We start from the raw sequence: 25,128 nt of genomic DNA, 5'->3' as shown, positions 1-25,128 counted from the left end.
TTTTACGCATGCACCACCGCGATTACTTGTTGCGGTAGGTGATCCTTCCCTTGGTCAGGTCGTACGGGGTCATCTCCACCTTGACCTTGTCACCGGTCAGGATGCGGATGTAGTTCTTGCGCATGCGCCCGGAGATGTGGGCGATGATCTCGTGCCCGTTTTCGAGGCGCACGCGGAACAGGGTGTTCGGAAGGGTTTCCGCCACCGTGCCCTCAAATTCGATCACGTCGTCTTTTGCCATGTGTTTCCTGCGTTTGTTGCGGGCGGCGCAAAAATGCAGCCGCGAAGCCGAGCATCATGACACGGTTGCTGTGTCGAGGCAAAATTCTGATGTCGTGGATGTACCCGGCGCGTATCAAGTCAACGGCAGCGCAAGCTCCCGCGCACGGAGCGTGCCAAATCGTGGCGCCCACGACGTCGCCGCCACGGGGCGCGAGACCAGCAACCGGACCTGGGTGAGGAACCGCTCGCGTGGCCACGACATCCCGCCCAGGCTCAGCAGGTGTGGATTCTCAACCTGTGCATCGAATAGCGGCCAGCGCCATTGATGCAGGCGGGCGGCGAGGGCAGCCAAGGCGACCTTGGAGCCACCCGACGCCAGGCTGACCATGCTTTCGCCAAAGAACATCCGGCCGATCGAAACACCGTACAGGCCTCCCACCAGTTCCGAGCCGTTGCGCACCTCGACGGAGTGGGCGTGGCCGAGGCGGTGCAGATCGCTGTAGGCCTGGCGCATCTCCGCGGTGATCCACGTCCCGGGCTGGCCCGGACGTGGTGCCAGGGCGCAGGCCCGGATTACCTCGTCGAACGCGCCATCGGCGGTGACCTGCCAGTCGGACTGGCGCAGCGATCGCCGAAACCGGGAGGACAGGTGCACCGCGTCGGTACGGAACACGGTGCGCGGGTCCGGCGACCACCACAGCAACGGCTGGCCATCGGAGTACCACGGGAATATCCCGCCCGCATAGGCGTTGAGCAGCCGCTGTGGGGACAGGTCGCCACCCATCGCCAACAAACCGTCCGGTTCCCGCAGGGCCGTGCGCGGGTCGGGGAAGGGCGAGCCGGGGTCAGTGGCCAGTCGGGGCAGGTGGATCGGCATGGTCGATATTGTCGCCGGACGGCTGCTTGAACGGCGAGCGGCCGGCCAGGGTCGTCGCATGGCGATTGATCACGGCGCGCTCCTGCTCGCACCAATGGCCCAGCGCGTTGCGGAACGAGGGATGAGCAATCCAGTGGCGGCTACGCACCAGCGCGGGCAGAAACCCGCGCGCCAACTTGTGCTCCCCTTGTGCGCCCGGCTCAAACCGGGTCAGCCCTTCGCGCAGGCAGTAATCGATGCCTTGGTAGTAGCAAGTCTCGAAGTGCAACCCGGGAATCGCCTCGGTCGCGCCCCAGTATCGGCCGTACAACGTATCGCCACCGCGCAGGCACAGGGCGCCGGCCACGGGACGCCCATCGCGCTCGGCAAAAAACAGCACCAGTGAGCGCGGCATGGCCTGCGCCAGGTGGCGAACGAACGCCAAAGTTATGGTCGGGTGGTTACCGTAATCGGCGAACGTGCACAGGTAGAACCGGTGGATGTCGGCCAGGTCGGCAGCACTGGCGTCACCGCCCTCGACCACCCGGAAGGTCACGCCCGCACCGGCAACCCGGGCGCGCTCCTGGCGGATGTTCTTGCGGTGCTTGTGGTCGAATGCTGACAGGTAGTCCGAAAAATCGGACCAGCCTGCGCGGTTATGCCAGTGGTACTGGATGTCGATGCGTTGCAACCACTCACCGCTGGCACCTGGTGGCGTGGAGCTTGCCGGCTCGAACGCCGCATCTTCGTCCTTGTCGTTGAAATTGACGTGCGCGGAAGACACGCCTTCGTGTGCGGCCAGCTCGGCCATCGCCTCCAGCAACAACGACCGATGCGCCGGGTCGCGCACCAGCAGGCGTGGTCCGGTGACGGGCGAGTAGGGCACGGCGCACAGCCACTTGGGGAAGTAATCCAGCCCGTGCTCGGCGTAGGCATGCGCCCAGGCATGGTCGAACACGAACTCGCCGTGGGAATTGTCTTTCAGGTATCCCGGCGCGGCGGCGAGCAGCTCATCGCCTTGCCACAGCGTCAGGTGCCTGGGCGACCAGCCCCACTCCGGGCGCACGACACCGTGTTGCTCCATGCCCGCCAGGAACGCATGGGCAACGAACGGGTTGCGGCCGTCGTGCAGCGCGTCCCATTGCCTGGCGGGGACGTCGTTGAGGCTCGCGATGATGCGGGTTCGGCTACTCACCCTGGTCGAGGAACTTCTCCGCATCCAGCGCCGCCATGCAGCCGAAGCCCGCCGAGGTGATTGCCTGGCGGTAGACCTGATCGGCCACGTCGCCGGCGGCATACACGCCGGGGACCGAGGTCTGGGTCGCATTGCCATCCAGCCCCGACTTGATCTGCAGATAGCCGCCCTTCATCTCCAACTGGCCCTCGAACAGCGAAGTGTTCGGGGTGTGCCCGATGGCGACGAAGAAGCCGTTGACCGGGATATCACGGAAGCTCTGGTCGCCCTTGGTCGAGCGCAGGCGCATGCCGGTGACGCCACTGTCATCACCCAATACTTCTTCGACAGTGTGATCCCAGACCAGTTCGATCTTGCCGGCTTGGGCCTTGGCGAACAGTTTGTCCTGGAGGATCTTCTCGGCCCGAAGGCTGTCGCGACGATGCACCAGGTAAACCTTGCGCGCGATGTTGGACAGGTACAGCGCTTCTTCAACCGCGGTGTTGCCGCCGCCGATCACCGCCACTTCCTGTTCCTTGTAGAAGAAGCCATCGCAGGTCGCGCAGGCTGAGACGCCCTTGCCCATGTACCTGGTCTCGGACTCGATACCCAGGTACTTGGCACTGGCGCCGGTGGCGATCACCAGCGCATCACAGGTGTATTCGCCGCTGTCGCCGATGAGGCGGAATGGCCGCTGAGACAAGTCGGCCGAATGGATCTGGTCGAACACCACCTCGGTATCGAAACGCTCGGCATGGGCCTGCATCCGCGTCATCAGGTCTGGCCCCTGCAGGCCGTGGGCATCGCCGGGCCAGTTGTCGACGTCGGTGGTGGTCATCAACTGCCCCCCCATCTGCAACCCGGTGATCAACAATGGCTTGAGGTTGGCGCGGGCAGCGTAGACGGCCGTGGTCCAGCCGGCCGGGCCGGAGCCCAGGATGATGAGACGGGCATGCTTGCTTGGGGTCATGGGTATAATCGCAACGGTTGGGAGTGCGCCGCATCGGCGCAGGACAGGGCCGCATCGGCGACCGGCATGGCCCATAGCTTGGAGGCGGCGTCCCGGCAACACAAGGCGGACACGAAGACGCAGCGTTGCAGTGGGGCCGTGTGGGGCAGGGGTCGGTTGACAACGGTTTTTCGCGTATATTCAATGACTAACACAACCTAGCTAAGGCAGAACATCACGGTGGCGCAAGCGTCCACAGCAGCACGCAAGAAAAAAGCGACGACCACTCCGAGGGCGGACGCCACACCGTCGCCACGGCGGCAGCGGTTGATGCGCGACATTGCGATGATCGTGATCGCGCCGCTGTTGCTGTACCTGCTGGCGAGCCTGGTCACCTTCTCGCCCAATGATCCGGGCTGGTCGCAGTCCGGCAGCATCACCGCACCACTGCACAACCTGGGCGGCCGGGTCGGGGCGTGGCTGGCGGATGTTTTGCTGTATTTGACCGGCTACGTCGCGTTCCTGTTGCCGGTGATGCTTGCCCTGGTGGCGTGGATCGCCTTGTTCGGCATGGACGTGGATGGTGATGGCGACGCCGACCTCGGTCCGGCGTTGCGACTGGTTGGCATTGTCGGCTTCCTGGTATCGGCCACCGGGCTGCTGCAACTGCGCGTGGGCTCGGTGATCGATTTTTCCGCCGGCGCAGGTGGCATCCTCGGGCAGCTGGTCGGCCGCTCGTTGTACAGCGGCTTCGGCCCGGTCGGAGGCAATCTGTTCCTGCTTGCCTTGCTGCTGGTGTCGGTGACCTTGGCGACCGGGATCTCGTGGCTGAACGTGATGGATCGGGTGGGCCAGTGGGTATTGGCGCTGGGGCCCGTGCTTTCGCGCCTGTTCCGCCGGGGCAGCCAACAAGCCAGCGAGTGGCAACAGACCCGAACCCTGCGCGAGGAGCGCGGCGAAGTACGCAAGGTCGACAGCGAGCTGCGGGCCAAGCGAGCGCCGGTGAAGATCGAGCCGCCGGCACCGGCCGCCGTGGAACGTAGCGACCGCGCCCAGCGCGAACAACAGATCCCCCTGCTCAACGTCAGCGACGGCACCGGCATTCCGCCGCTGTCGTTGCTGGACGATCCAAAGCCGCAGCCCAAGGGCTACAACGCAGATACGTTGGAGACCCTGTCGCGGCAGATCGAGTTCAAGCTCAAGGATTTCCGCATCGACGCCACCGTGGTGGGTGCGTATCCGGGCCCGGTGATTACCCGGTTCGAGATCGAGCCGGCGCCGGGGATCAAGGTCAGCCAGATCAGCTCGCTGGACAAGGACATCGCTCGCGGGCTGTCGGTCAAGTCGGTGCGCGTGGTCGACGTCATCCCGGGAAAGGCGGTGATTGGCCTGGAAACGCCGAATACCCGGCGCGAGATGATCTACCTGTCCGAGCTGCTGCGTTCCAAGGAGTACGACAAGGCAAGCAGTCCGCTGACGATCGCGCTGGGCAAGGATATCGGGGGCCGTCCGACGGTCGCCGACCTGGCCCGGATGCCGCACCTGCTGGTTGCCGGCACCACCGGCTCGGGCAAGTCGGTCGGTGTCAACGCGATGGTGTTGAGCTTGCTGTACAAGGCGTCCGCCAAGGACGTGCGGATGTTGATGATCGACCCGAAGATGCTGGAACTGTCGGTATACGAAGGTATTCCGCACCTGCTGGCGCCGGTGGTCACCGACATGAAGGAGGCCGCCAACGGCCTGCGCTGGTGCGTGGCCGAGATGGAACGGCGCTACAAGCTTATGAGCGCGGTGGGGGTGCGCAACCTGGCGGGTTTCAACAAGAAGGTGCGCGACGCCAGCGACGCCGGGCAGCCGATGAGCGACCCGCTGTTCAAGCCCAACCCGGAGATCAACGAGGTTGCGCCGCTGCTGGAGCCGTTGCCATTCATCGTGATCTTCATCGACGAATTCGCCGACATGATGATGATCGTCGGCAAGAAGGTCGAGGAGTTGATCGCCCGCCTGGCGCAGAAGTCCCGCGCCGCCGGCATCCATCTGATCCTCGCCACCCAGCGCCCGTCGGTGGACGTCATCACCGGTCTGATCAAGGCCAATATCCCGACCCGGATCGCGTTCCAGGTATCGAGCAAGATCGATTCGCGCACCATCCTCGACCAGTCCGGCGCCGAAACCCTGCTGGGCAACGGCGACATGCTGTACCTGCCGCCAGGCACGGCAATGCCCGAGCGCGTGCACGGCGCGTTCGTGTCCGATGAAGAAGTCCACCGCGTGGTCGAGTTCCTGAAGCAGACCGGTCGCACCGACTACATCAACGGTGTTCTGGAGGATGTGCAGACGATGGGCGATGGTGTCGTGGTGGGCGCCACCGGCCTGCCCGAGACGGCCAGCAGCGGGGACGAATCCGACCCGCTGTACGACCAGGCCGTGCGGGTGGTCACGGAGACCCGGCGTGCGTCGATTTCCGGCGTGCAACGGCGGCTGAAAATTGGATACAACCGTGCGGCGCGCTTGGTCGAGGCCATGGAAGCGGCCGGCATCGTCACCCCGCCGGAGCACAATGGCGACCGCAGCGTCCTGGCACCGCCACCGCCCCGCGATTGACTCCCGTCCGGCCGCGCCACGCTGAATGTTGACGATCACGTCGGGCACGCATTCAGCTTGACCACTACACACTCGTAACCAGACTACGACTGGAGATCGACTGCATGAACCAGATGATTCGCTGGAGTACCGGTTTGCTGCTGGGCACCGTTGTCGCGGGCAGCGCACTGGCTGGCGCGCGCGACGATCTCGATACGTTCACCAAGGGCTTGGAAGGGCTTGATGGCCAGTTCACCCAGCAGGTTTACGACACCCAGGGCAAGCTCAAGGAAACCTCCACCGGTCATGTGCAGCTGTCCGTGCCGCATCTGTTTCGCTGGGAATACGTGAAACCCTATCCCCAATTGATTGTTGCCGATGGTGAAAAGGTCTGGATCTACGACCCCGACTTGGAGCAGGTGACGGTGCGTCCGCAAGGCGTGGAAGAGCGCAGCAGTCCCTTGGCGGCATTGTTCGAGCCGGCCAAGCTGGACAAGCAGTTCGTGGTCAAGGAGCTCGGCGCCACCGATGGCCTGGAGTGGTTGAGTCTGGCACCCAACGACGACAACCAGGCCAGTTTCCGTTCGGCCCGACTGGGTTTTGACGACGGCAAACTGGTGCAGATGGAAGTGAACGACGCCGTCGGCCAGCGCACCGAGATCACCTTCAAGCAGTGGCAACGCAACCCTGGCTTCCCGGCGGACACGTTCCGCTACACGCCCCCGGAAGGCGTGGATGTAATTGGGGAGCGCTGACGAAGCCCTTGTTTGTTCCGTGAGCCCGGCGTGAACAGACAAACCGTTCATATTCAATAACTTGGCGTCACGATCTGTCGACGGCTACGGCGCCATGCTGGTCTCCAAGGTATCTCCCGGATACCGCAGGAACCGCCAGATGCGCCATCACTTCGCCCACTTGTCTATCCGCCCGCTTGCGGTTGTCGCGATGACTGCCGCCGGGTTGTTCTGCACCACGGCCCTTGCCCAGCGCCCGGTGCCGGTGCCGGTCGTACCGCAGCTTCAGGCGCAGGCGCTGCATGCCCCCGAGTCGCGTGGTGAAGGCGGGCAGGCGATGGATAGCGCGGTGGCAGCGGCACTGATCGGCGCGATCAGCGATCAGTTCGGTGCGCGCAGGGTTGAGGTCACCCTGGACAAGGTTCATGTCGCACCACTCAGCGTGCGCGACCGCAGCGTGTCCGGCAGCGGTCGCTTGCGCATTGGCGATGCAACCGACTGGATCGCGATGAGCTTCGACGCGTTGTACGACACCGCCACCGCAAGCGTGAGCCGTCCGGTGCTGGTGCTCAACGATGGCCAGGCCGGCGAGGTGCTGCAACTGGATTCCGATCTCGCGCGCGCACTGGACCGCAAAGTGAACTCCGCCCTGGCCAGTGAATTTTCCCAGCAATCGGTGCAATTGCTGATTGAACGCGTTACCACGACCGCTTCCGACCAACGTTTCGTGCAGCTGAAGGCACTGGGCATCGCTGAATTTTCCGGTGAAGGCACTACGCCGGCCCAGGTTTCCGCGTTGTACGACCGCGACACCGGGGAATGGCTGCGCGTGGACTACGAGTTGGGTACGTCTTCAAACTGGGCCGAACAAGCCGAGCCCGCCGTCGCCAGCAACTAGCTCGACGGTGGGTGCCAGCGCGCACTCGAGATGCGCGTCCTTTGTTACGCTGGTCGACGCCCACCCGACTACTTGAGCGGCATGAAGTTGCCCAGAATCCGTTCACCCAAGATCGATCTCGCCGGTCCCCCTGCAGACCTGCTCAGCGTGGAAAACCGGGCAATGCGACCGCTGGCCGAGCGCATGCGACCCGACACATTGGACGAGATGGTCGGCCAGCGCCGCCTGTTTTCCCCTGGTTCCGCATTACGCCGGGCGGTCGAGTCCGGCCACGCCCATTCGATGATCCTGTGGGGGCCGCCGGGCTGTGGCAAGACCACGTTCGCGCTGTTGCTCGCGCAGTACACCGACGCCGAATTCCGCGCGATATCCGCCGTGCTGTCCGGCTTGCCGCAGGTCCGGGTGGTGCTGGAAGAGGCGGCACAGCGATTCGCCGAAGGTCGGCGCACGGTGCTGTTCGTCGATGAGGTGCATCGGTTCAACAAGACCCAGCAAGATGCCTTCCTGCCGCACATCGAGCGCGGCACCATCTTGTTCGTGGGCGCGACCACCGAGAACCCTTCTTTCGAACTCAACTCCGCGTTGCTGTCGCGCTGCCGCGTGCACGTGATGGAGGCGGTGTCCGCCCAGGACATCGCTGTCGCATTGCAGCGGGCCCTGGATGACGCTGAGGACGGACTGGGCGGGCAGGGCCTGAAGGTGTCCGACGAGGCGTTGATGCAGATCGCCGGCGCCGCCGATGGCGACGTCCGTCGCGGCCTGACCTTGCTCGAGATAGCCGCCGAGCTTGCGTCTGGCGAGCAGGGCGAGATTACCGAGGCCACCCTGAGCCAGGTGCTGGCCGACCGCACCCGGCGCTTCGACAAGGGCGGCGAGCAGTTCTACGACCAGATATCGGCATTGCACAAATCAGTGCGCAGCTCTAACCCGGATGCCGCCCTGTATTGGTTCACCCGGATGATCGATGGCGGCTGCGACCCGGCCTATCTCGCCCGTCGACTGACCCGCATGGCCACCGAGGACATCGGCCTAGCAGATCCGCGCGCGCAGCAAATGGCGATCGATGCCTGGGACACCTATGACCGCCTCGGCAGTCCGGAAGGCGACCTAGCGTTGGCGCAACTGGTGATCTACCTGGCCAGCACCGCCAAATCCAACGCGGTTTATGTCGCCTTCAATACGGCCAAGAAAGACGTGCGCCAGTACGGTACCCAGGACGTCCCGCTGCACCTGCGCAATGCACCCACCAAGCTGATGAAGGAGCTGGGTTACGCCAAGGGCTATCAGTACGACCACGACGCCGACGGCGGGATCGCGCTGGACCAGACCGGTTTTCCCGATGCGATGGGCGAGCGCGTGTACTACCAGCCGGTGGCGCGGGGCATGGAGGTCAAGCTAAAAGAAAAACTCGACCGACTGCGCGCCGCGCGCAAGGCGGCGCGTGCGGACCCCGGTGCCGACGAAACATGATTGATGGGAACGCTCAGCGGAGATTGGGCGGTAATCTCCGGTGCACGGCGGTTGCAGCAATGGCGGCGTGACCCACCGCGACACTGATCTGGTTGAGCGCACTGACCACGTCGCCGATGGCAAAAACGCCTCGGATTCCGGTTTCCATGTGCTGGTCGACGACCAAGGCGCCTTCATCGTCTATCTGCGCCCCAAGCGCCGACGCGAGCCCCGACTGGACGTTCGCGCCGAGCACCGGGTAGAGCGTGTCGAAACGACGACGGGCGCCGTCATGAAAACAAGCTTCGTACGCGCCCTCAATCAACTCCCAACGCGCCGGCGTGGGACAAAGAGCGATCCCGCCCGCATTCGCGCGCCGGTGCAAAGCCGTATCGCCGGCGAGGTCGTCGGTCGCGATCGCGGTGACACTGCGCGAGAACGTCCGTAGAAATTCGGCATGACGGACGGCATCCTGGCCCGGGGCCAACACCGCGATCGTATCGTCCTTGGCCTCGTAACCGTCGCACACCGCGCAAAGGCGCATTGCGCCGCTGGAAATTGCGTCCTGCACACCGTCCAGATCCGGCAGGCGGTCGACCACGCCGGTGGCCAGGATAATGCTGCGTGCTCGCCATTGCCGATTCCCGGCGCTGACGACGAAGGTCTCGCCTTGAAGCTCCAGCACTTCGATCCGTGCGTTCAACAGCGGTACCCGGTACTCCTCGGCATGGGCACGAAACTTCGCCAGCAGTTCATTGCCGGCGACACCGAAGGGAAAGCCGGGGCAGTTGTGGCTGGCCGGTATCAACCCGGCGCGGCTATCGCCCGCGTCGACGACCACGACGTTGCGGCGGAACCTCGCCAGGTAAGTCGCCGCGGTCAGTCCAGCAGGGCCGGCGCCGACCACCAGACAATCCAGGCAGCTCGTATCAGGGCTATCTACAGTCATTGCATGACCTCATGGAACAGGCTGTCGACTGGCGAATATTCGCCCCGCGCCAACGCGACGGTGTGCGCATTAACGTCGCGATACATGCGGGTTACCGCGCACATACCAACGCCAGGGTTCGGTGACCGCTCGCGTGATGCCGACGCGTGTGGTCACGAACGGGTTGTCGGGCGGGGGCGTGCCGTCGTCGAGTATCCGGTAGGGCCCAGCCAACAGGTCGTCGCCGTCCTGCGCCTGGCCGATGCCCATGGCCTGGGTGAGGCGGGCCGGGCCGCTGCACAGGTCGCGCTCGCGCCTCGCCGCTGGTCGGGCGTCGTACATCAGATCCAGCCGCTGCAGCGGTTCCAACGCTCGCAGCAGCACGGCGACCCCTTCGCCCGGGTCGCCACACACCGCGTTGGCGCACCAGTGCATGCCGTAGGTGAAATACACGTACAGGTGTCCCGGCGGCCCGAACATCGTCGCGTTGCGCGCGGTCCGGCCACGGTAGGTGTGCGCGGCGGGATCCACCTCGCCGCAATAGGCCTCGACCTCGACAATACGTCCGCTGCGCCCGTCCGGTCCCGCCAGGACCTTGTTGAGCAGTTCCGGGGCAACCTGACGCGGGTCGCGCCGGTAGAACTTTCGCGGCAGCGCGGTACGGCGGCGGACAGGGGCACTCAATCTTGCGAGCTTGATCGGGTCTTCGTCTTGGTGGGGTCGGGTCGCTTGGCAGCCACGAATGGCGAGACCGGATCACTTGCGGGAAAGGTTTCCTCCAAGGCCTCATCCTGGTTCTCGTTCTGGTGTTGCTCGCGTTGCCGGCGCTCCGCCGCTGATTCCGGTCCCTGCGGCGGGCGCGGTTTGGAATCGCTCCCAGGCGGGTCTTTCTGGTCTCGATTGCTCATGGGGAAACTCCCGAATGAAATCGATTAAAACCTACGACAGCTCCCGGGACCCGGGTGTGAAGGTGCGACAGCCAGGCGGCGTTCGCTGGCCGGGAGCGGCTCAGGTCACGAGTTCAAAACGGATCCTGCGCGTCACCGGGTCCGCCTGTGCAAGCCGCACGCGTACCTTGGCTCCCAGTGGCAGATCGGAATCCGCGCTCACGCGTCCCAGCACGGCCGGATCGCGCAACATGATCTCACCCTGGGCCGGATTCTTCGGATTGACCTCGACAATCGCGCCGGCGAACGTTTCACCCACGCGCGGCGCCAGCGCCGTCGCTTCGGCCAGGTCAAGCACGGCGTTCTCGTAGCGGCTTGCACGCCGTGAGGACTCCTGCATCGTCGCCGGCAGGCCGGATAGGGCATCCAGCACCCATTCCGGTACCGCTGTTCCTGCACATAGCGCGACACAGGTCTCGCCGGTGTAACGGTCCACCAGTCGTCGCAATGGCGCGGTGACGTGGGCGTACTGGGCCGCCAGCGCCGAATGCCGCGAATCCTCGGGCACGCTGCCGGTGAACGCGAGATAGCCCGCTCCGCGCAATACCGAGGTGCACGCGGTGGCCATCGCCACGTCGCGTGGTTCGCGTGGATCGAGCGAGCGGATGAAGTCGGGATAGGAGAGTGTTTCGGGCCAGTCAATCTCCAGCGCGTCGGCGGTGCGGTGGAGCCGGGCGATGGCGCGCGGATCGGCATCGGGCAGGGTGCGCAGCAAACCGACCCCGGCCTGCACCATCAGGTGGGCGGCCGCCATGCCGGTCAACAGCGAGATCTGCTCGTTCCAGTTCTCGACCGAATGACGGGCACGGAATTCAATCGTCCACGCACCACCGTCAATACGAACCTCCTGCTCCGGCAGTGGCAGGCTGACGCCACCACGACGTCGCTCGCGCATCTCCCGCAACTCGCCAATCTCACGCAGGACTGCCCACATCGGGTCAGCCTTGCCGCTGTCGATCTCGTGCTGCACGCCGGCGTAATCAAGCTTTTCCCGACTGCGGACCCGGGCACGATGCACTTCCACGGCGACGCCTTCGCCGCCGGCGTCCAGGTCGATCGTCCACAGCAAGGCCGGCCGCACCTGCCCGGGCAGCAGTGAGGCGGCGTCTTCGGACAACGCCTTGGGGTGCAGCGGAATCTTGCTGTCGGCGCCATACAACGTCTCCCCGCGACGGTTGGCCTCCAGATCGATCGCATCGCCGGCGCTGACAAATGCGGCGACATCGGCAATCGCATAGTGGACCCGGTAGCCATCGCCATTGCGCTCGACAAACAGCGCCTGGTCCAGGTCCATCGCGTCGGGCGGATCAATGGTGACCAGCGCGATATCGGTGCGGTCCTCGTCGGGCAGTCGCGCGTTGGCTGCCGCGGTTACGGCGGCGCGCTCGACCTCAGGCGAAAACGAGCTCGGCAGCTCGAGTTCTTGCTGGAGCATCCGCATGCCCCGAACCAATACCGGATCCTGCGGAGTACCAAGGCGTAAGCGGCGTGTCGTCGGCACTGGCTATCCTTCTGCTTGAGGTCAGGGTCGGTTCGCAACGTAGCCGCCAAAACTTCCGGCTGCGCCCGGAAACACTACCGGACTCTCCGCACCGTTTTTGCCGACGGCCGAGACGCCGAAGAAGTAGTTGTCGATGACGACATTCTCCAGCGTGTGCTCGGTAACATCGCCTACGTAGATGCCGTGGGTCCACTGCGGCTCGGTCGTGAGTCGCCAGTGGATGCGGTAGCCCACGAGGTCCGGGGCCTGGTTCGCAGGCGGTCGGGTCCAGCGCAAGGTGGTGTCGGGGCTGACCGCGCCCTCGATCTCGACCTCGGCCGGCGGTGGCGGCGCCCAGGCCATACCGGCCAGGCTGACCGCATTCAGGGCGGTCAACTTGGCGGCATAGGCGAAGTCCACGCCGTCGATGGTGTCGCCATAGGCGATGCCGTCTTCGGTGCGCAGGTCCTGGTGCTGACGGTGGTAGTTCTCGTTGGTCTCCATCACCCGGACCGCCGGCGCGCCAATATCGTTGAACGGGCGGTGGTGGCCGCCGCGGCCGAAGCGGTCGAGCCGGTAGACCATCATCACGTCCAGGTTCGGCACGTACTGGTCGGCCATGCGATCGATGTAGCGGGCGAGGTTGCGTGAGGGCGAGTCGACCTCGCCGCCAGTGAAGCGGCGCGCGCGTGCTTCCTCTGGCGTCTCGTTGACCCGCGTGCCCTCGGAGAACACGCGTGCGGTGGTGTTGTCGATGACGCCGTTGATGCCCGCGATATTGCCGATCATGTCGTTGTTGAGCATTGCCTCAATCCGCCAGCCGTTCTCCAGCGCGTACTCGCCCAGGATCTTGCCGCCGAACAGACCCTGCTCCTCGCCAGCAAGCGCGGCATAGACAATCGTGCCGTTGAACTCGTACTGCGACAGCACCCGGGCAGCTTCCAGTGTTCCGGCAATGCCCGAGGCGTTGTCGTTGGCCCCGGGCGAATCGGAGGTGTAATCCATCACGTCCGATACCCTTGAATCGATATCGCCAGACATCACCACCACGCGCTTGGGATCGCTGCTGCCACGCTGGATTGCAATCACGCTGACGACCTCGACCGGGTCGGGGATGCGTTCCTCGCCCGATACGGTGTCGCCAACCACCATCACCTCCAGACAACCGCCGCAGTCGCGCGAGATCCGCTCGAATTCGGCCTTGATCCAGCGCCGCGCAGCCCCTATGCCACGGGTGTCGGACTTAGTGTCGGACAATGTGTGACGCGTGCCGAAGTCGACCAGGGCGCGGATGTCGGCCTCGATCCGGGTGGGCGAGGGCGCCCGTCCGATGTCGTGCAATTCCGGGACCGTGGCCGGAGGAGTCGTCCCCGTGGCAGCCGTCGCTGGGGCACAGGCGAGACCGGCAGCGGCGGCAAGCAAGTATCGATACATGGATGGCGTCCGTGGTTGGCTGTATGAGCTGACTTTTGAACTCTACCGGAGACAGTCCACTCGCCGCACCCGCCGGCCTTTAGCCATGTGCCCGGTCAATACGAACCACGAGCTTGCCGAAATTGCGGCCTTCAAGCAGGCCGATGAACGCCTGGGGAGCGTTCTCCAGCCCATCGACGATGTCCTCGCGAAACTTGATCTTCCCTTGCTTGACCCACCCGCTCATTTCCTTGAGGAACTCGCCGTAGCGGTCGCCGTAGTCGTCGAAGATGATGAAGCCCTGCATCCTGATGCGCTTGGTCAGCAGCGTGCGGGTCAGCAGGCCCAGACGATCCGGACCGGGCGGAAGCTCGGTGTCGTTGTAATGCGCGATCAGACCGCACACCGGGATCCGGGCCTTGGTATTCAACAGCGGCAACACCGCGTCGAACACCGCGCCGCCGACGTTCTCGTAATAGACATCGATGCCATCCGCGCAGGCCGATGCCAGCTGCTGCGGAAAGTCCGTTGCGCGATGGTCGATGCAGGCATCGAAGCCCAACTCGTCGACCACGTAGCGGCACTTCTCCGCGCCACCGGCGATGCCCACCACGCGGCAGCCCTTGAGCTTGGCGATCTGGCCAACCACCGAGCCGACCGCGCCGCTGGCAGCGGCCACCACCACCGTCTCGCCGCCCTTGGGCTGGCCAATGTCGAGCAGGCCCATGTAGGCAGTGAAGCCGGGCATGCCCAGCACTCCCAGGGCGAGCGAGGGATGCGCCATGTCCGCATCAAGCCGGTTGAGGCCGCTGCCGTCGGACAACGCGTAGTCCTGCCAACCGCCTTGGGCGAGCACCAGGTCTCCGACCCGGTAATCGGGGTGAAGCGAGGTTTCCACCCTCGCCACGGTGCCGGCACCCATCACCTCGCCGATGCCCACCGGCGCGCTGTACGACGGGGCGTCGCTCATACGGCCGCGCATGTAGGGATCCAGCGACAGATACACGTTGCGCAACACCAGTTGGCCCTCGGCAGGCGTCGGCACGGGAGTTTCCAGCGTCTTGAAGTTGTCGGCGGTCGGGGCGCCGACCGGACGCGAGGCCAGCGTGATCTGGCGATTGACGGTTTCGGAGTTGGACATGGTGCTTACCTCGGAGGGCGAGACTGGGATGGAAAAGGAGGCTGGAGTAAATTCTCCTGCATCGGTTCGCGGGCGCGGGTTTTCCCTGAGCCCTTCAACGAATACCTCCAATGAGAGCAAACCATGAAGAAACGATGGGTGATAGTCGGGTTGTCGGTGGCCCTGGGGTGGTTCGGCATGGCCCAGGCGCAAGTGGACCTGTCCGTGCTGGACAAAGACATGGCCGGCCCGCGGGCGCAGGTGCTGGTACTGGGTAGCGTGCATCTGTCCGAGATGGCGGCGGACTTCCAGCCCGACTCGCTGGAGCCGTTGCTGGACCGGCTGGCGGCCTTCAAACCAGACATCATCACCATCGAGGCAATCTCCGGCGAAAGCTGCGATCTGATGGCGCGCCACCCGACGGTTTACGACCCGGAAAGCGTCTCGCCGTACTGCATCGAGACTGATGATGCCAAGGCCGCGACCGGCCTGGATGTCCCGGCGGCCATCGCCGAAGTGAGCGAGACATTGGCGGGATGGCCGGATCAACCGACGCCGCCCGAGCGCCGGCATCTGGCGGCGCTGTTCCTGGCAGCAGACGACCAGACCTCGGCATTGACCCAATGGCTGCAACTGGCGGAAGTCGAGCGGCGCGTCGGCGACGGTCTGAACGATGCGCTGGTGGCGCGGCTGGACAAGCTCGCAACCACCAACAGCGAGAACTCACAAATCGCGGCCCGGCTGGCCGCCCGGCTGGGATTGCAACGGGTGTTCCCGATTGACGACCACACGGGCGACAACGTGGCGATACCGGATGCGGAGGTGGGCGCTTACGCCAATGCGATCCGGCAGGCGTGGAAGTCCGCCGAGACGCAGACGCAGCCCCTGCGCAAGCACGAGGACGAACTCACGAAGCGCGGCGACATGCTGGCGCTGTACCGCTACATCAACCGTCCCGATGTCCGCCGCGTGCAGGCTGACAGCGATTTCGGTGCCGCGATGAGGGAGACGTCGCCGGGACATTACGCGCAGATCTATGTTGCCGGCTGGGAGACCCGCAACCTGCGTATGGTGGCCAATATCCGCGCGGCGTTCCGCGAGCAGCCGGGTGCCCGTGTGCTGTCGATCGTCGGCGCGTCCCACAAGCCGTGGTTCGATAGCCTGCTGAGCCAGATGCAGGGCGTGGACGTGGTCGATGCGGAAACGGTGCTGCAGGCGCCGGCCAACTGATATCTGTCGGTATTTCCGCCGATGGCACTCGTGCCCGTTCGATGACTCACGGATAATGCGGCATCCAGGAACGGCACGCCCCCATGTCTGATCGCTCCACTCCCGCCACAACGGCGTCGCCGGCCTCGTCGGCCTCGTCGGCCCTCGAGCCGCGCGTGCTGATCCCGGTAGCCCTGTTCACGCTATACGTGGTCTGGGGTTCCACCTACCTCGGCATCCACTTTGCGCTGGAAAGCTATCCGCCGTTCCTGTTGGCGGGTTTGCGATTCCTCGGTGCCGGCGTAGCGTTCTACGCGTTCCTGCGCTGGCGCGGGCACGCGACGCCGACCCGCCTGCAATGGCGCAATGCGGCGATCACCGGTCTGCTGTTGCTCGGGTTTGGCAACGGCCTGGTGTGCTTCGCACAGGAGCGGGTGAGCTCGGGCATCGCGGCGGTTGCTGTATCCAGCATGCCGCTGTTCGCGGCGGCGTTCTCCGGCATGTACGGGCAATGGCCGACGCGCCGGGAAACCATTGGCCTGCTGGTGGGGTTCGCCGGCGTGATCGTACTCAACATGGGCAGCGGCCTGTCCGGCGAGCGTCTGGGTGCGATCGCCCTGCTGACCGCGGCGGCGTGCTGGGCATTCGGTTCGGTCTGGAGCCGTCGCCAGGACATGCCGGTCGGACCGATGAACACCGCGGCGCAGATGCTGTGTGCCAGCGTCGCCCTGCTTGGCGTGGGCTTTGCCAGCGGCGAAACCCTGCCGGCCGCGCCGACCCTGCGCGCGACGTTGGCGCTGGTCTACCTGGGGGTGTTCGGCTCGATCATTGCCTTCAGCGCCTACCTGTATGTGCTCAAGCACGCACGGCCGGCGGTCGCCACCAGCTATGCCTATGTCAACCCGCCGGTGGCGGTGCTGTTTGGCGTGTTGCTTGCCGGCGAACATGTCGGCCGTTATGACCTCGTCGGTATGGCGATCATCCTGGCCGGAGTGGTCATCATTACCCTGTCGAAGACAGCGAGAACCCGCAACGCTCGATGAGGCCGTGGCCAAGGGGAGGCGCTCCGCACTTGGAGTCACGGTGCTTGACGCTCGGGTTCGACGAAGGGGACCGGCTCCACCCGGGTCCCCTCACGGTTCTGGAAAAGCTTGTCCATCCCGGCCCGATCGTCGTTGCTCGACACTTCCAGGGCGAAGCGTTCGGCATCGCGTGTACGGATGTCATCGGATACGGTCTGGGCCGCGAGCACGTTCACTCCAAGCAACTCGAGCGCACGGCGCCCAAACAGCATCGCCGACTCGAAACCCTCCCGGACTTGCACGTCGACTCCGGCGTGGACCAGCTCGCGGGCGTGCGCCCGGTCGTAGGCGCGGACCATCAGGACTGTGTTCGGAAATGCCGAGCGCACCAGTTCGGTGATGCGCGTGGCGGCCTTCGGGTCGTCGATGCAGACCAGAACGGCACGTGCCTTTTCGGCGCCGGAAGCCTGTAGCACGTCCAAGCGCGATCCGTCGCCGTAGTAGACCTTGAAGCCGAAGCGCTCGGCATTGCGGATCCTGTCCGCGTCGTTGTCGATGATGCTCACGTCCATGCCGCCGGCCAGCAACGACTGGCTGGCTACCTGGCCGAAGCGCCCGAATCCGATGACCAGCACGCTGGCGCGCAGACTCTTCGCCGGGTCGATGCCCTCGAGCGAGGGCCCCCCGCGACGAAGCAGAGGTCGAACGACAATCAGCATCAACGGGGTGAGCACCATCGACAGGACGACGATCGCGGTCAGGTTGGCGTTGACGCTCGCATCGATCAGTCCGACCCCGGCGGCCGCCGCATAAAGCACGAAAGCAAACTCACCGCCCTGGGCCATCAGCACCGAGCGGTCGAGCGCTTCATGGTGCGAACTGCGCAGCAACCGTGCCACCAGGTAGATGCACACACCCTTGGCCAGCATCATCGCCGGTACCGCAACTGCGATCAGAACCCAGTTGGCTGTCACCACCGTCAGGTCCAGCGACATGCCCACCGCCAGGAAGAACAGCCCCAGCAGCAGGCCACGAAACGGCTCGATGTCGGCTTCGAGCTGGTGCCGAAATGTCGACTCCGACAACAGCACACCCGCCAGGAACGCACCCATTGCCATCGACAGCCCGCCCAGTTCCATCAGTAGGGCAGAGCCCAGCACGACCAGCAGCGCCGCGGCGGTCATCACCTCGCGCGCCTTTGAGGCCGCGAGGATGCGAAACAAAGGATTGAGCAGCCATAGCCCGGCCACAATCAGCGCCAGGATGGCACCGAGTCCCCAAAGCACCTCCATCCACCGGGCTCCCGCTGAAGCTTCGGGCGCGGCGGGCGCCATGAACGCCACCAGTGCCAGAAGCGGCACGATCAGCATGTCCTCGAACAGCAGCACCGAAACCATCTTCTGGCCAGCAGGGGTGGCCAGGTCGCCGCGCTCGCCCAGCACTTGGAAGACGATGGCGGTCGAGGTCAGCACGAAGCCGGCCCCACTGACGAAGGCGACTGCCGGGGGGAACCCCAACGCCATGCCTACGCCAGACAGCGCGGCAACGGCCGCGCCGATCTGCAGGGTGCCCAATCCGAAAATTTGGCCCCTCAGCTGCCACAGGTGGCTCGGACGCATCTCCAGTCCGATGACGAACAGGAACATCACCACCCCAAGTTCGGCGATGTGGAGGATGGCGCCCGGATCTGAGAACAGCGCCAGCCCGAAGGGGCCAATGGCGAGGCCGGCTGCCAGATATCCCAGCACCGACCCCAGGCCGATTCGACGAAACAGCGGTACGGCGATCACCGCGGCAGCGAGCAGCGAGACCAGGCGGATCAGGTCACCTGCGCTGTGCCCGGTTTCGATGGTCGCGATATCCATTGTTCAGACGTGCACCTTGCGCGGTACCCGCGGGACGCCGACGTCGCATTCGAGCGCCTGCCGGTCCCATCCGGCCAGGTCCGCGGCGGCCTTGTAGGTTGATTGCAGGAAGCGCATCAGGTCGCCCTCGGGATCAGCGCTGGTTCGCACGGCCTCGTAGGGCAGCACGAACTCACCAAGCTTCTTGTCGAAGCGGGCCGCCGCCGGCTCGACGGAATGGTCGGCAAAGCCGTCGGGCGCTGGATAGGCGTAGGAATAGAACATCGCCTCGTCCACACCGCCGCCGCCTGGCCAGAACCCGGCGGAAGATACCTCATGGCTATAGGCCTCCCGCGTAACGTCATCGGGAAGCGCCGGAACCTTGCCCGGATGAAGGGGCGCCTTGCGGCCTGAGAACCGGGTGACGGCCAGATCGAAAGATCCCCAGAACAAATGCACAGGCGAAACCTTGCCGAGAAAGCCGGTGCGAAACCGCGTGAAGACCCGGTCAATCTGCAACAAGGCCTTGTGGAACCGCCGGACGGCCTCCCGGTCGTACGGCCGGAGCGCGGTGTCCTGGGCAAACGGCTTCGCATCCGGGATCTCGTTGGGAGCGCCATGTATGTCCATCCGCCCGCCAAGCCGCTCCACCATGCGGGTCGTGCGTTCCAGGAACTCGCTCACGCTCATCGCCTCCAGCGGGAAGCTCTCGCGCCCATCGCGCGTTTCACCTACAAGCGCGTGCTCGTGGAAATCGAACGTCAGCGTGACGTCTCCTTCGTCGTCGGGAACGGCACCCGTCGTGAGACCACGCGGCGTGACGTAGAGCGTGGCGTGCCAGGAGTGATTCACCCACGGCGTGTGCGCGAACCGGTACTTGCCGACGATCTGGGTCCACAGATGCAGCGCGGTACAGGTTTCCGCCCAGGCGTCGTAGGGTAGGGAAGGCCAGTTGTTCTGTTGCCGGTTTCGATCAGTCATCCGATCAGCTCCATCGATTGGCGCGCGGGGAAGTCCCCTCAAGTGTGTAACTTCTCATCCGGCTGCTGTGCGCGGTAGCACTGTTTCGCGTCAAGCTGTGTTGCACACGCAGGAACACTGGAACAGACAATGGTGTGCCAGACTTTATCCTGATAAACAGCCTGCTCCGGAGGAATCCCATCATGACCAAAGCATCCGATCTCTTCATCCAGTGTCTGGAGGAAGAGGGGGTGGAGTACATTTTTGGGGTTCCTGGCGAGGAGAATCTGGACATGCTCGACAGCCTCAGCCGCTCGACCAGGATCCAGTTCATCCTTACCCGGCACGAACAGGGCGCAGGCTTCATGGCCGCCACCTATGGCCGGCATACCGGCAAGGCCGGGGTATGCATGGCGACACTGGGACCGGGCGCGACCAATCTGGTCACCCCCGCCGCCTATGCGCAGCTTGGCGGCATGCCGATCCTGATGGTCACCGGGCAAAAGCCGATCAAGAAGTCGAAGCAAGGCCGCTTCCAGATCCTCGATGTGGTCGGCATGATGAAGCCGCTGACCAAGTTCACCCATCAGCTCGCCAGCGCCGACAACATCCCCAGCAGGGTGCGCGAGGCTTTCCGGCTCGCCGAAGAAGAGAAGCCCGGCGCGACTCATATCGAGTTTCCCGAGGATGTCGCCAACGAGAAGACCGAATCTTTGCCGCTCAAACGCAGCCACACGCGGCGCCCCACTGCCGATGTGAAGTCGATCCGCGCTGCGGTGCTTGCGCTTGAAAACGCCAAGTCGCCGATCCTGGTGATCGGCGCAGGCGCCAACCGCACCATGACCAGCCGGATGCTGCTCCAGTTCGTCGAGAAGACCGGCATCCCGTTCCTTACCACTCAGCTCGGCAAGGGCGTGATCGACGAACGTCACCCCAGGTTTGTCGGCTGCGCGGCTCTGTCAGCGGGCGATTTTGTCCACCGCGCGGTCGAGTCCGCCGACCTGATCGTCAATATTGGTCATGACGTGATCGAGAAGCCGCCGTTCTTCATGCATGCGGGCGGCGCGCAGGTGATCCATGTCTCGTCGAAGACCGCCGAGGTCGACCCGGTCTATTTCCCGCAGATCGAAGTTATCGGCGACATCGCCAACGCGATCTGGCAGATCAAGCAGGACATCGTTCCCAATGGGGGCTGGAAGTTCGACGCGATGCTGGCGGCGCGCAAGCGCCAAGTCGCGCACACCGCGTCGATCTCGGGCGATGCACGCTTCCCCATCACCCCGTCCTTTCTGGTCGAACAGGTCCGCGCGGCGATGCCCGAAGACGGCATCATTTGCCTCGACAACGGGATATACAAGATCTGGCTCGCACGCGACTATATGGCGTACCGCCCCAATACCGTGCTGCTCGACAATGCGCTCGCCACGATGGGCGCGGGCCTGCCCTCGGCCATGGCGTCGGCGATGGTCTATCCCGATCGCAAGGTGATGGCGATCTGCGGCGATGGCGGCTTCATGATGAACAGCCAGGAAATGGAGACAGCCGTTCGCCTGAAGCTCAACCTCACCGTGCTGATCCTCAACGACAACAGCTACGGCATGATCCGCTGGAAGCAGGCGGACATGGGCTTCAAGGACTGGGGGCTGACCTATGGCAACCCCGATTTCGTCAAGTACGCGGAAAGCTATGGCGCATTCGGCCATCGCGCTGAAAGCGCGGAGCATCTCAAGCAGTTGCTCGCGCAAACCCGCGACACGCTTGGCGTCCATCTGATCGAGTGCCCGGTCGACTATTCGGAGAACGACCAGATCCTCAACATCGACATCAAGAAGCTGTCGAAAGAACTGTAATCGCTGTCCCGCTCCCCGGCTTTCGCCGGAAAGCGGGATGCGACCAAGGAGTTTCGAATGACCAAGCTCAAGTCCATCTATCCGCTCTATCTCAACAACGTGGCGCAGCAGCCGAACACCGATCTCGCAGTGACCGACAAGTTCACCGGCGAGGTCGCGTTCCGCGTCGCGCGGGCCGATGTCGCGACGATCGATACGGCAATCGCGGGCGCGGTCGAGGCGGCAGAACCGATGGCGCGGATGGCGAGCTACGAGCGCCAGGCGGTGCTCACCCATTGCGTCACCCGCTTCACCGAGCGGTTTGACGAGCTCGCCTACGCGCTGTGCGTCGAGGCGGGCAAGCCGATCAAGGACAGCGAGGGCGAGGTCGCCCGACTGATCGACACCTTCCGCATCGCCGCCGAGGAGTCGGTGCGGATGAACGGCGAGGTCCAGACGCTCGACATCTCGGCGCGCGCCAAGGGCTATCAGGGCATGTGGAAGCGTGTGCCCATCGGACCGTGTTCCTTCATCTCGCCGTTCAACTTCCCGCTCAACCTAGCCGCGCACAAGATCGCCCCGGCGCTCGCGGTGGGCTGTCCGTTCGTGATGAAGCCGGCGAGCCGGACCCCCTTGGGCGCGATCATCATCGGCGAAGTGCTTGCCGAGACCGACCTGCCCAAAGGCGCATTCTCGATCCTGCCCGCCAGCCGCGACGGCGCCGACCTGTTCACCACCGACGACCGGCTCAAGCTGCTCTCGTTCACCGGATCGCCCGATGTCGGCTGGGAGCTCAAGACGCGCAGCGGCAAGAAAAAGGTAGTGCTCGAACTCGGCGGGAATGCCGCGGTGATCGTCGATGCCGATGCCGATCTCGACGACGCGCTCGAACGCGTCGTCTTCGGCGCCTTCTACCAGTCGGGGCAGAGCTGTATCGGGGTGCAGCGCATCATCATCCATGCCGATGTCTACGACCGCTTCCGCGACATGCTGGTCGCCAGGACGAAGACGCTGGTGGCGGGCGACCCCAAGCTGCGCGACACGTTCATCGGCCCGATGATCGATGCCAAGGAAGCGACACGGCTCGAGACCTGGATCAACGAGGCGGTCGCCGCCGGCGGCACTCTGCTCTGCGGCGGCAGCCGCGACGGCGCGATGCTCGACGCCACCCTGCTCGAAGCCGTGCCTGCCGACACCAGGATCGTCACCGAAGAGGCCTTCGGCCCTGTTGCAGTGCTGTCGAGCTTCACCGATTTCAGTGCCGCACTCGCCGAAGCCAACGCCTCGAAATTCGGATTGCAGGCAGGCATTTTCACCCGCGACCTGTTCAAGATGTTCGACGCCTGGGATCATCTCGATGTCGGCGGCATAGTGATCAACGACGTGCCCAGCTACCGCGTCGACAACATGCCCTATGGCGGGGTCAAGGATTCGGGCCTGGGCCGCGAAGGCGTGCGTTTCGCGATGGAAGACATGACCGAAATCCGCAACTTGGTGATTCGCCGACCGTAAGGCGCGCCTGCGGGAGCGAAATTCAAGGCAGCAGGGCTAATGTCTTGGTGAATATCAGGACCGATCAGGCGATTGCGCCACCGTCGGCGGTCAGGATGGCGCCCGTGATCACGCTCGCCGCGGGACTTGCAAGAAAAACTACGGCGTTCGCGATTTCGCGCGGCTCGCCATAGCGCCCCAACGACGTCAGGCTTCGCTGGAGATCGGCAGCCGCGCCGTCCGCCGGGTTTGATTCCGTATTGGTCGCCCCGGGCTGCACGAGATTCACGGTGATACCACTGGGACCAAGTTCGCGCGAAAGGCCGCGGGTGAAGGAGGTAAGTGCCGCCTTGGACATCGCATAAAGTGTTATGCCCGGGAAGGGGACCCGCTCACCCAGGGCCGAACCGATGGTGACGATGCGTCCCCCTTCGGAGAGGTGCGGGATTACCGCCTTCGCAAACAGCACTGGCGCTCGTACGTTGACATCCATCACGGCCTGATATTCGCTCACATCAAGGTCGGCGATCATTCCGTTGTGGCCGATGGCCGCGCTGTTGACGAGAATATCGAGCCCGCCGAGCGCTGAGACGGCTTCGCTCACGGCGCGCGTGATGGCGTCCGGATCGGCGCTATCGGCCTGGATGGGGGTTGCACGCCGCCCTGTGCCCTCGATGGACTTGGCCAGCGCTTCAGCTCTTTCGGCCGAACTCTGGTAGGTGAAGGCGACGTCGGCGCCGTTCTCTGCGAGCCCCAGCGCGATCGCGGCACCGATGCCCCGTGATCCACCGGTTACCAATGCACGCTTCCCATTCAAATCGATCATAGGTTCGTCCTTTTCAACATGGTTGGTTCAAGGACCCACGTGAATTGTTCTCGCTGTGGGAAGGTTGATGGGTGAACCTTCTCATCCAGCTGCTGTGCGCGGTAGCCCTGTCTCTCGTCAGGCTGTGTTGCACAAATGGGAACGCTGGAACGAACAACGACTTGTCAGACTGGGTCCCAAGTAGTCGAACTACTGCCGTCCCTGGAGTAGGTGACAGGACGCATCGTGCCGGCGTGGGGGAACTTCCCCTGACGATAGGCGGAATAGTAGCCGGCTAGTTCCTCCTGGGACCCCGCGATGAACGGTCCCTTCGCAACCACCGAAATGTTTTGTGGCTGGCCGGCGTAGAGCAATACTCGAGCGCCACCTTCACCCGCCCGCAACGCAAGCAGGCTGTCGCCGTCGCCCATAGGTCCCGTCCAGCCCACCGTACCTTTGGCAAGTATCTCGGCTGTGACGCCGGCCTCCACCTCACCGTCGATCACCACCACAAACGTGTTGTAGGAGGCAGGGAGATGCGATGCGAAGGTGGCCCCTGGCTCCAACCGGATATCGATCAACGTCACCGGAACAGCGTTCATCGCAGGTGCCGCCGCGTCCCCTGACTTGCCGCTGTAGACCGTTGCCAGGACGCCTGGCTCAGCGTGCACAGGCATCTCGGCGCGGCGCAGGATCTGCACCCGTGGCGGCATGTTGCGCTGCGCCTCGGGCAGGATCAGCCAAAGCTGGAACAGACGCATTCCGGTGGAGACCATCGCGTTCTCGGAATGGACGATGCCGCTGCCAGCCGTCATCCATTCGACATCGCCTTCCTCCAGCCGCCCGCCGGTGTCCGCCATCGTGCCGTTGAGCATGAAGGTCACCGTCTCGAGCCCGGCATGAGGGTGCGACTCTCCAAAACTTCCACCGCGCGTGATGTTGTCATCGGCCATGAGGAAGAAAGGATCGGTCGCGGGCAGATCGCCCGGTGCAATTACCAAGGCAGCCTTATGCCTGTCGCCGCCGAAGCCTGGGCCCAGCGCGGGTATCCGGATGACACGATCAATCGATCTCTCAAACATTGGCCAAGCTCCTCTCGTGGTTCGGGGCGGATCTCGTCATGAACTGACACCGCCTCGGTATCGCTGCCCATCATCCCGGACCTACCTGACTTTGATCTAGATACGCGTTCGAGAACCCAGCATTGCTCAATGC

The 25,128-nt window shown here is 64.4% G+C and carries 22 protein-coding genes; 8 read left to right on the top strand and 14 right to left on the bottom strand.

All coding sequences use genetic code 11. The features are described from left to right. Positions 1-22 precede the first annotated feature (22 nt). The 4 genes from infA to trxB form a co-directional block, all read right to left on the bottom strand. Positions 23-241 carry a translation initiation factor IF-1 gene (gene infA, locus ACW7G0_RS05975; protein WP_036193457.1) on the bottom strand — a complete coding sequence of 73 codons (219 nt, stop codon included), beginning with the start codon at positions 239-241 and terminating at the stop codon, positions 23-25. Between the two features lie 114 nt (positions 242-355). Beyond that, on the bottom strand, positions 356-1,099 hold the full coding sequence (gene aat, locus ACW7G0_RS05970) for a leucyl/phenylalanyl-tRNA--protein transferase (RefSeq protein ID WP_456988291.1): 744 nt from the start codon (positions 1,097-1,099) through the stop codon (positions 356-358). Further along, a complete protein-coding gene (locus ACW7G0_RS05965; RefSeq protein ID WP_456988289.1) occupies positions 1,068-2,297 on the bottom strand; it encodes a GNAT family N-acetyltransferase in 1,230 nt (409 codons plus the stop codon). Before ACW7G0_RS05965 ends, aat begins: the two co-directional genes overlap by 32 nt. Then, complete coding sequence (trxB, locus tag ACW7G0_RS05960) at positions 2,266-3,222, bottom strand: thioredoxin-disulfide reductase (protein WP_456988288.1); 957 nt, start codon at positions 3,220-3,222, stop codon at positions 2,266-2,268. The genes ACW7G0_RS05965 and trxB overlap by 32 nt, the downstream gene beginning before the upstream one ends. Before the next feature lie 219 nt (positions 3,223-3,441). Between trxB and ACW7G0_RS05955 the strand changes: the two genes are divergently transcribed. The 4 genes from ACW7G0_RS05955 (at position 3,442) to ACW7G0_RS05940 (ending at position 8,886) form a co-directional block, all read left to right on the top strand. Then, positions 3,442-5,805 carry a DNA translocase FtsK gene (locus ACW7G0_RS05955; RefSeq protein ID WP_456988286.1) on the top strand — a complete coding sequence of 788 codons (2,364 nt, stop codon included), beginning with the start codon at positions 3,442-3,444 and terminating at the stop codon, positions 5,803-5,805. A gap of 113 nt (positions 5,806-5,918) precedes the next feature. Next, on the top strand, positions 5,919-6,539 hold the full coding sequence (gene lolA / locus ACW7G0_RS05950) for an outer membrane lipoprotein chaperone LolA (protein ID WP_456989462.1): 621 nt from the start codon (positions 5,919-5,921) through the stop codon (positions 6,537-6,539). 139 nt (positions 6,540-6,678) lie between these two features. Further along, positions 6,679-7,416, top strand: a complete 738-nt coding sequence (locus ACW7G0_RS05945) for a hypothetical protein (protein ID WP_456988285.1) — start codon at positions 6,679-6,681, stop codon at positions 7,414-7,416. A gap of 81 nt (positions 7,417-7,497) precedes the next feature. Then, positions 7,498-8,886, top strand: a complete 1,389-nt coding sequence (locus ACW7G0_RS05940) for a replication-associated recombination protein A (protein WP_456988283.1) — start codon at positions 7,498-7,500, stop codon at positions 8,884-8,886. A 13-nt stretch (positions 8,887-8,899) separates the two neighbouring features. On the opposite strand, the gene ACW7G0_RS05935 is transcribed toward ACW7G0_RS05940, so the two are convergent. The 6 genes from ACW7G0_RS05935 to ACW7G0_RS05910 all read right to left on the bottom strand — a co-directional run bounded on the left by ACW7G0_RS05935 (position 8,900) and on the right by ACW7G0_RS05910 (position 14,774). After that, entirely contained in the window at positions 8,900-9,772 is an 873-nt protein-coding gene (locus ACW7G0_RS05935) for an NAD(P)/FAD-dependent oxidoreductase (protein WP_456988281.1), read from the bottom strand. A gap of 111 nt (positions 9,773-9,883) precedes the next feature. Then, the gene (locus ACW7G0_RS05930; protein ID WP_456988280.1) at positions 9,884-10,477 is read right to left on the bottom strand and encodes a DNA-3-methyladenine glycosylase; all 594 of its coding nucleotides are present in this window, start codon (positions 10,475-10,477) and stop codon (positions 9,884-9,886) included. Beyond that, positions 10,474-10,701, bottom strand: a complete 228-nt coding sequence (locus tag ACW7G0_RS05925; RefSeq protein WP_456988278.1) for a hypothetical protein — start codon at positions 10,699-10,701, stop codon at positions 10,474-10,476. Before ACW7G0_RS05925 ends, ACW7G0_RS05930 begins: the two co-directional genes overlap by 4 nt. A 100-nt stretch (positions 10,702-10,801) precedes the next feature. After that, complete coding sequence (locus ACW7G0_RS05920; protein ID WP_456988276.1) at positions 10,802-12,175, bottom strand: RNB domain-containing ribonuclease; 1,374 nt, start codon at positions 12,173-12,175, stop codon at positions 10,802-10,804. Between the two features lie 87 nt (positions 12,176-12,262). After that, positions 12,263-13,561, bottom strand: a complete 1,299-nt coding sequence (locus ACW7G0_RS05915) for a M28 family metallopeptidase (RefSeq protein ID WP_456988275.1) — start codon at positions 13,559-13,561, stop codon at positions 12,263-12,265. A 172-nt stretch (positions 13,562-13,733) separates the two neighbouring features. Beyond that, the gene (locus ACW7G0_RS05910; RefSeq protein ID WP_456988274.1) at positions 13,734-14,774 is read right to left on the bottom strand and encodes an NADP-dependent oxidoreductase; all 1,041 of its coding nucleotides are present in this window, start codon (positions 14,772-14,774) and stop codon (positions 13,734-13,736) included. Between the two features lie 123 nt (positions 14,775-14,897). Here ACW7G0_RS05910 and ACW7G0_RS05905 point away from each other — a divergent pair, with 123 nt between their 5' ends. Then, complete coding sequence (locus ACW7G0_RS05905) at positions 14,898-15,983, top strand: DUF5694 domain-containing protein (RefSeq protein ID WP_456988272.1); 1,086 nt, start codon at positions 14,898-14,900, stop codon at positions 15,981-15,983. 83 nt (positions 15,984-16,066) lie between these two features. Next, complete coding sequence (gene yedA / locus ACW7G0_RS05900) at positions 16,067-17,005, top strand: drug/metabolite exporter YedA (RefSeq protein ID WP_456988271.1); 939 nt, start codon at positions 16,067-16,069, stop codon at positions 17,003-17,005. A gap of 35 nt (positions 17,006-17,040) precedes the next feature. Here yedA and ACW7G0_RS05895 read toward each other — a convergent pair whose 3' ends face one another. Continuing rightward, entirely contained in the window at positions 17,041-18,834 is a 1,794-nt protein-coding gene (locus ACW7G0_RS05895; RefSeq protein ID WP_456989461.1) for a monovalent cation:proton antiporter-2 (CPA2) family protein, read from the bottom strand. 18 nt (positions 18,835-18,852) lie between these two features. After that, positions 18,853-19,809 carry a DUF5996 family protein gene (locus tag ACW7G0_RS05890; protein WP_456988270.1) on the bottom strand — a complete coding sequence of 319 codons (957 nt, stop codon included), beginning with the start codon at positions 19,807-19,809 and terminating at the stop codon, positions 18,853-18,855. 182 nt (positions 19,810-19,991) lie between these two features. On the opposite strand from ACW7G0_RS05890, the gene ACW7G0_RS05885 reads away from it, so the two are divergent. Both ACW7G0_RS05885 and ACW7G0_RS05880 read left to right on the top strand, forming a co-directional pair. After that, the gene (locus ACW7G0_RS05885) at positions 19,992-21,638 is read left to right on the top strand and encodes an acetolactate synthase large subunit (protein ID WP_456988269.1); all 1,647 of its coding nucleotides are present in this window, start codon (positions 19,992-19,994) and stop codon (positions 21,636-21,638) included. A gap of 57 nt (positions 21,639-21,695) precedes the next feature. After that, positions 21,696-23,129 carry an aldehyde dehydrogenase family protein gene (locus tag ACW7G0_RS05880; protein WP_456988267.1) on the top strand — a complete coding sequence of 478 codons (1,434 nt, stop codon included), beginning with the start codon at positions 21,696-21,698 and terminating at the stop codon, positions 23,127-23,129. A 64-nt stretch (positions 23,130-23,193) separates the two neighbouring features. Here ACW7G0_RS05880 and ACW7G0_RS05875 read toward each other — a convergent pair whose 3' ends face one another. Then, positions 23,194-23,934 carry an SDR family NAD(P)-dependent oxidoreductase gene (locus ACW7G0_RS05875; protein WP_456988266.1) on the bottom strand — a complete coding sequence of 247 codons (741 nt, stop codon included), beginning with the start codon at positions 23,932-23,934 and terminating at the stop codon, positions 23,194-23,196. 164 nt (positions 23,935-24,098) lie between these two features. Then, entirely contained in the window at positions 24,099-24,995 is an 897-nt protein-coding gene (locus ACW7G0_RS05870; RefSeq protein ID WP_456988264.1) for a pirin family protein, read from the bottom strand. Positions 24,996-25,128 lie beyond the last annotated feature (133 nt).

Source organism: Lysobacter sp. A286 (assembly GCF_054052105.1).
Note: the sequence above shows the minus strand (reverse complement) of the source record. Positions and strands in the feature narration are given on the sequence as shown.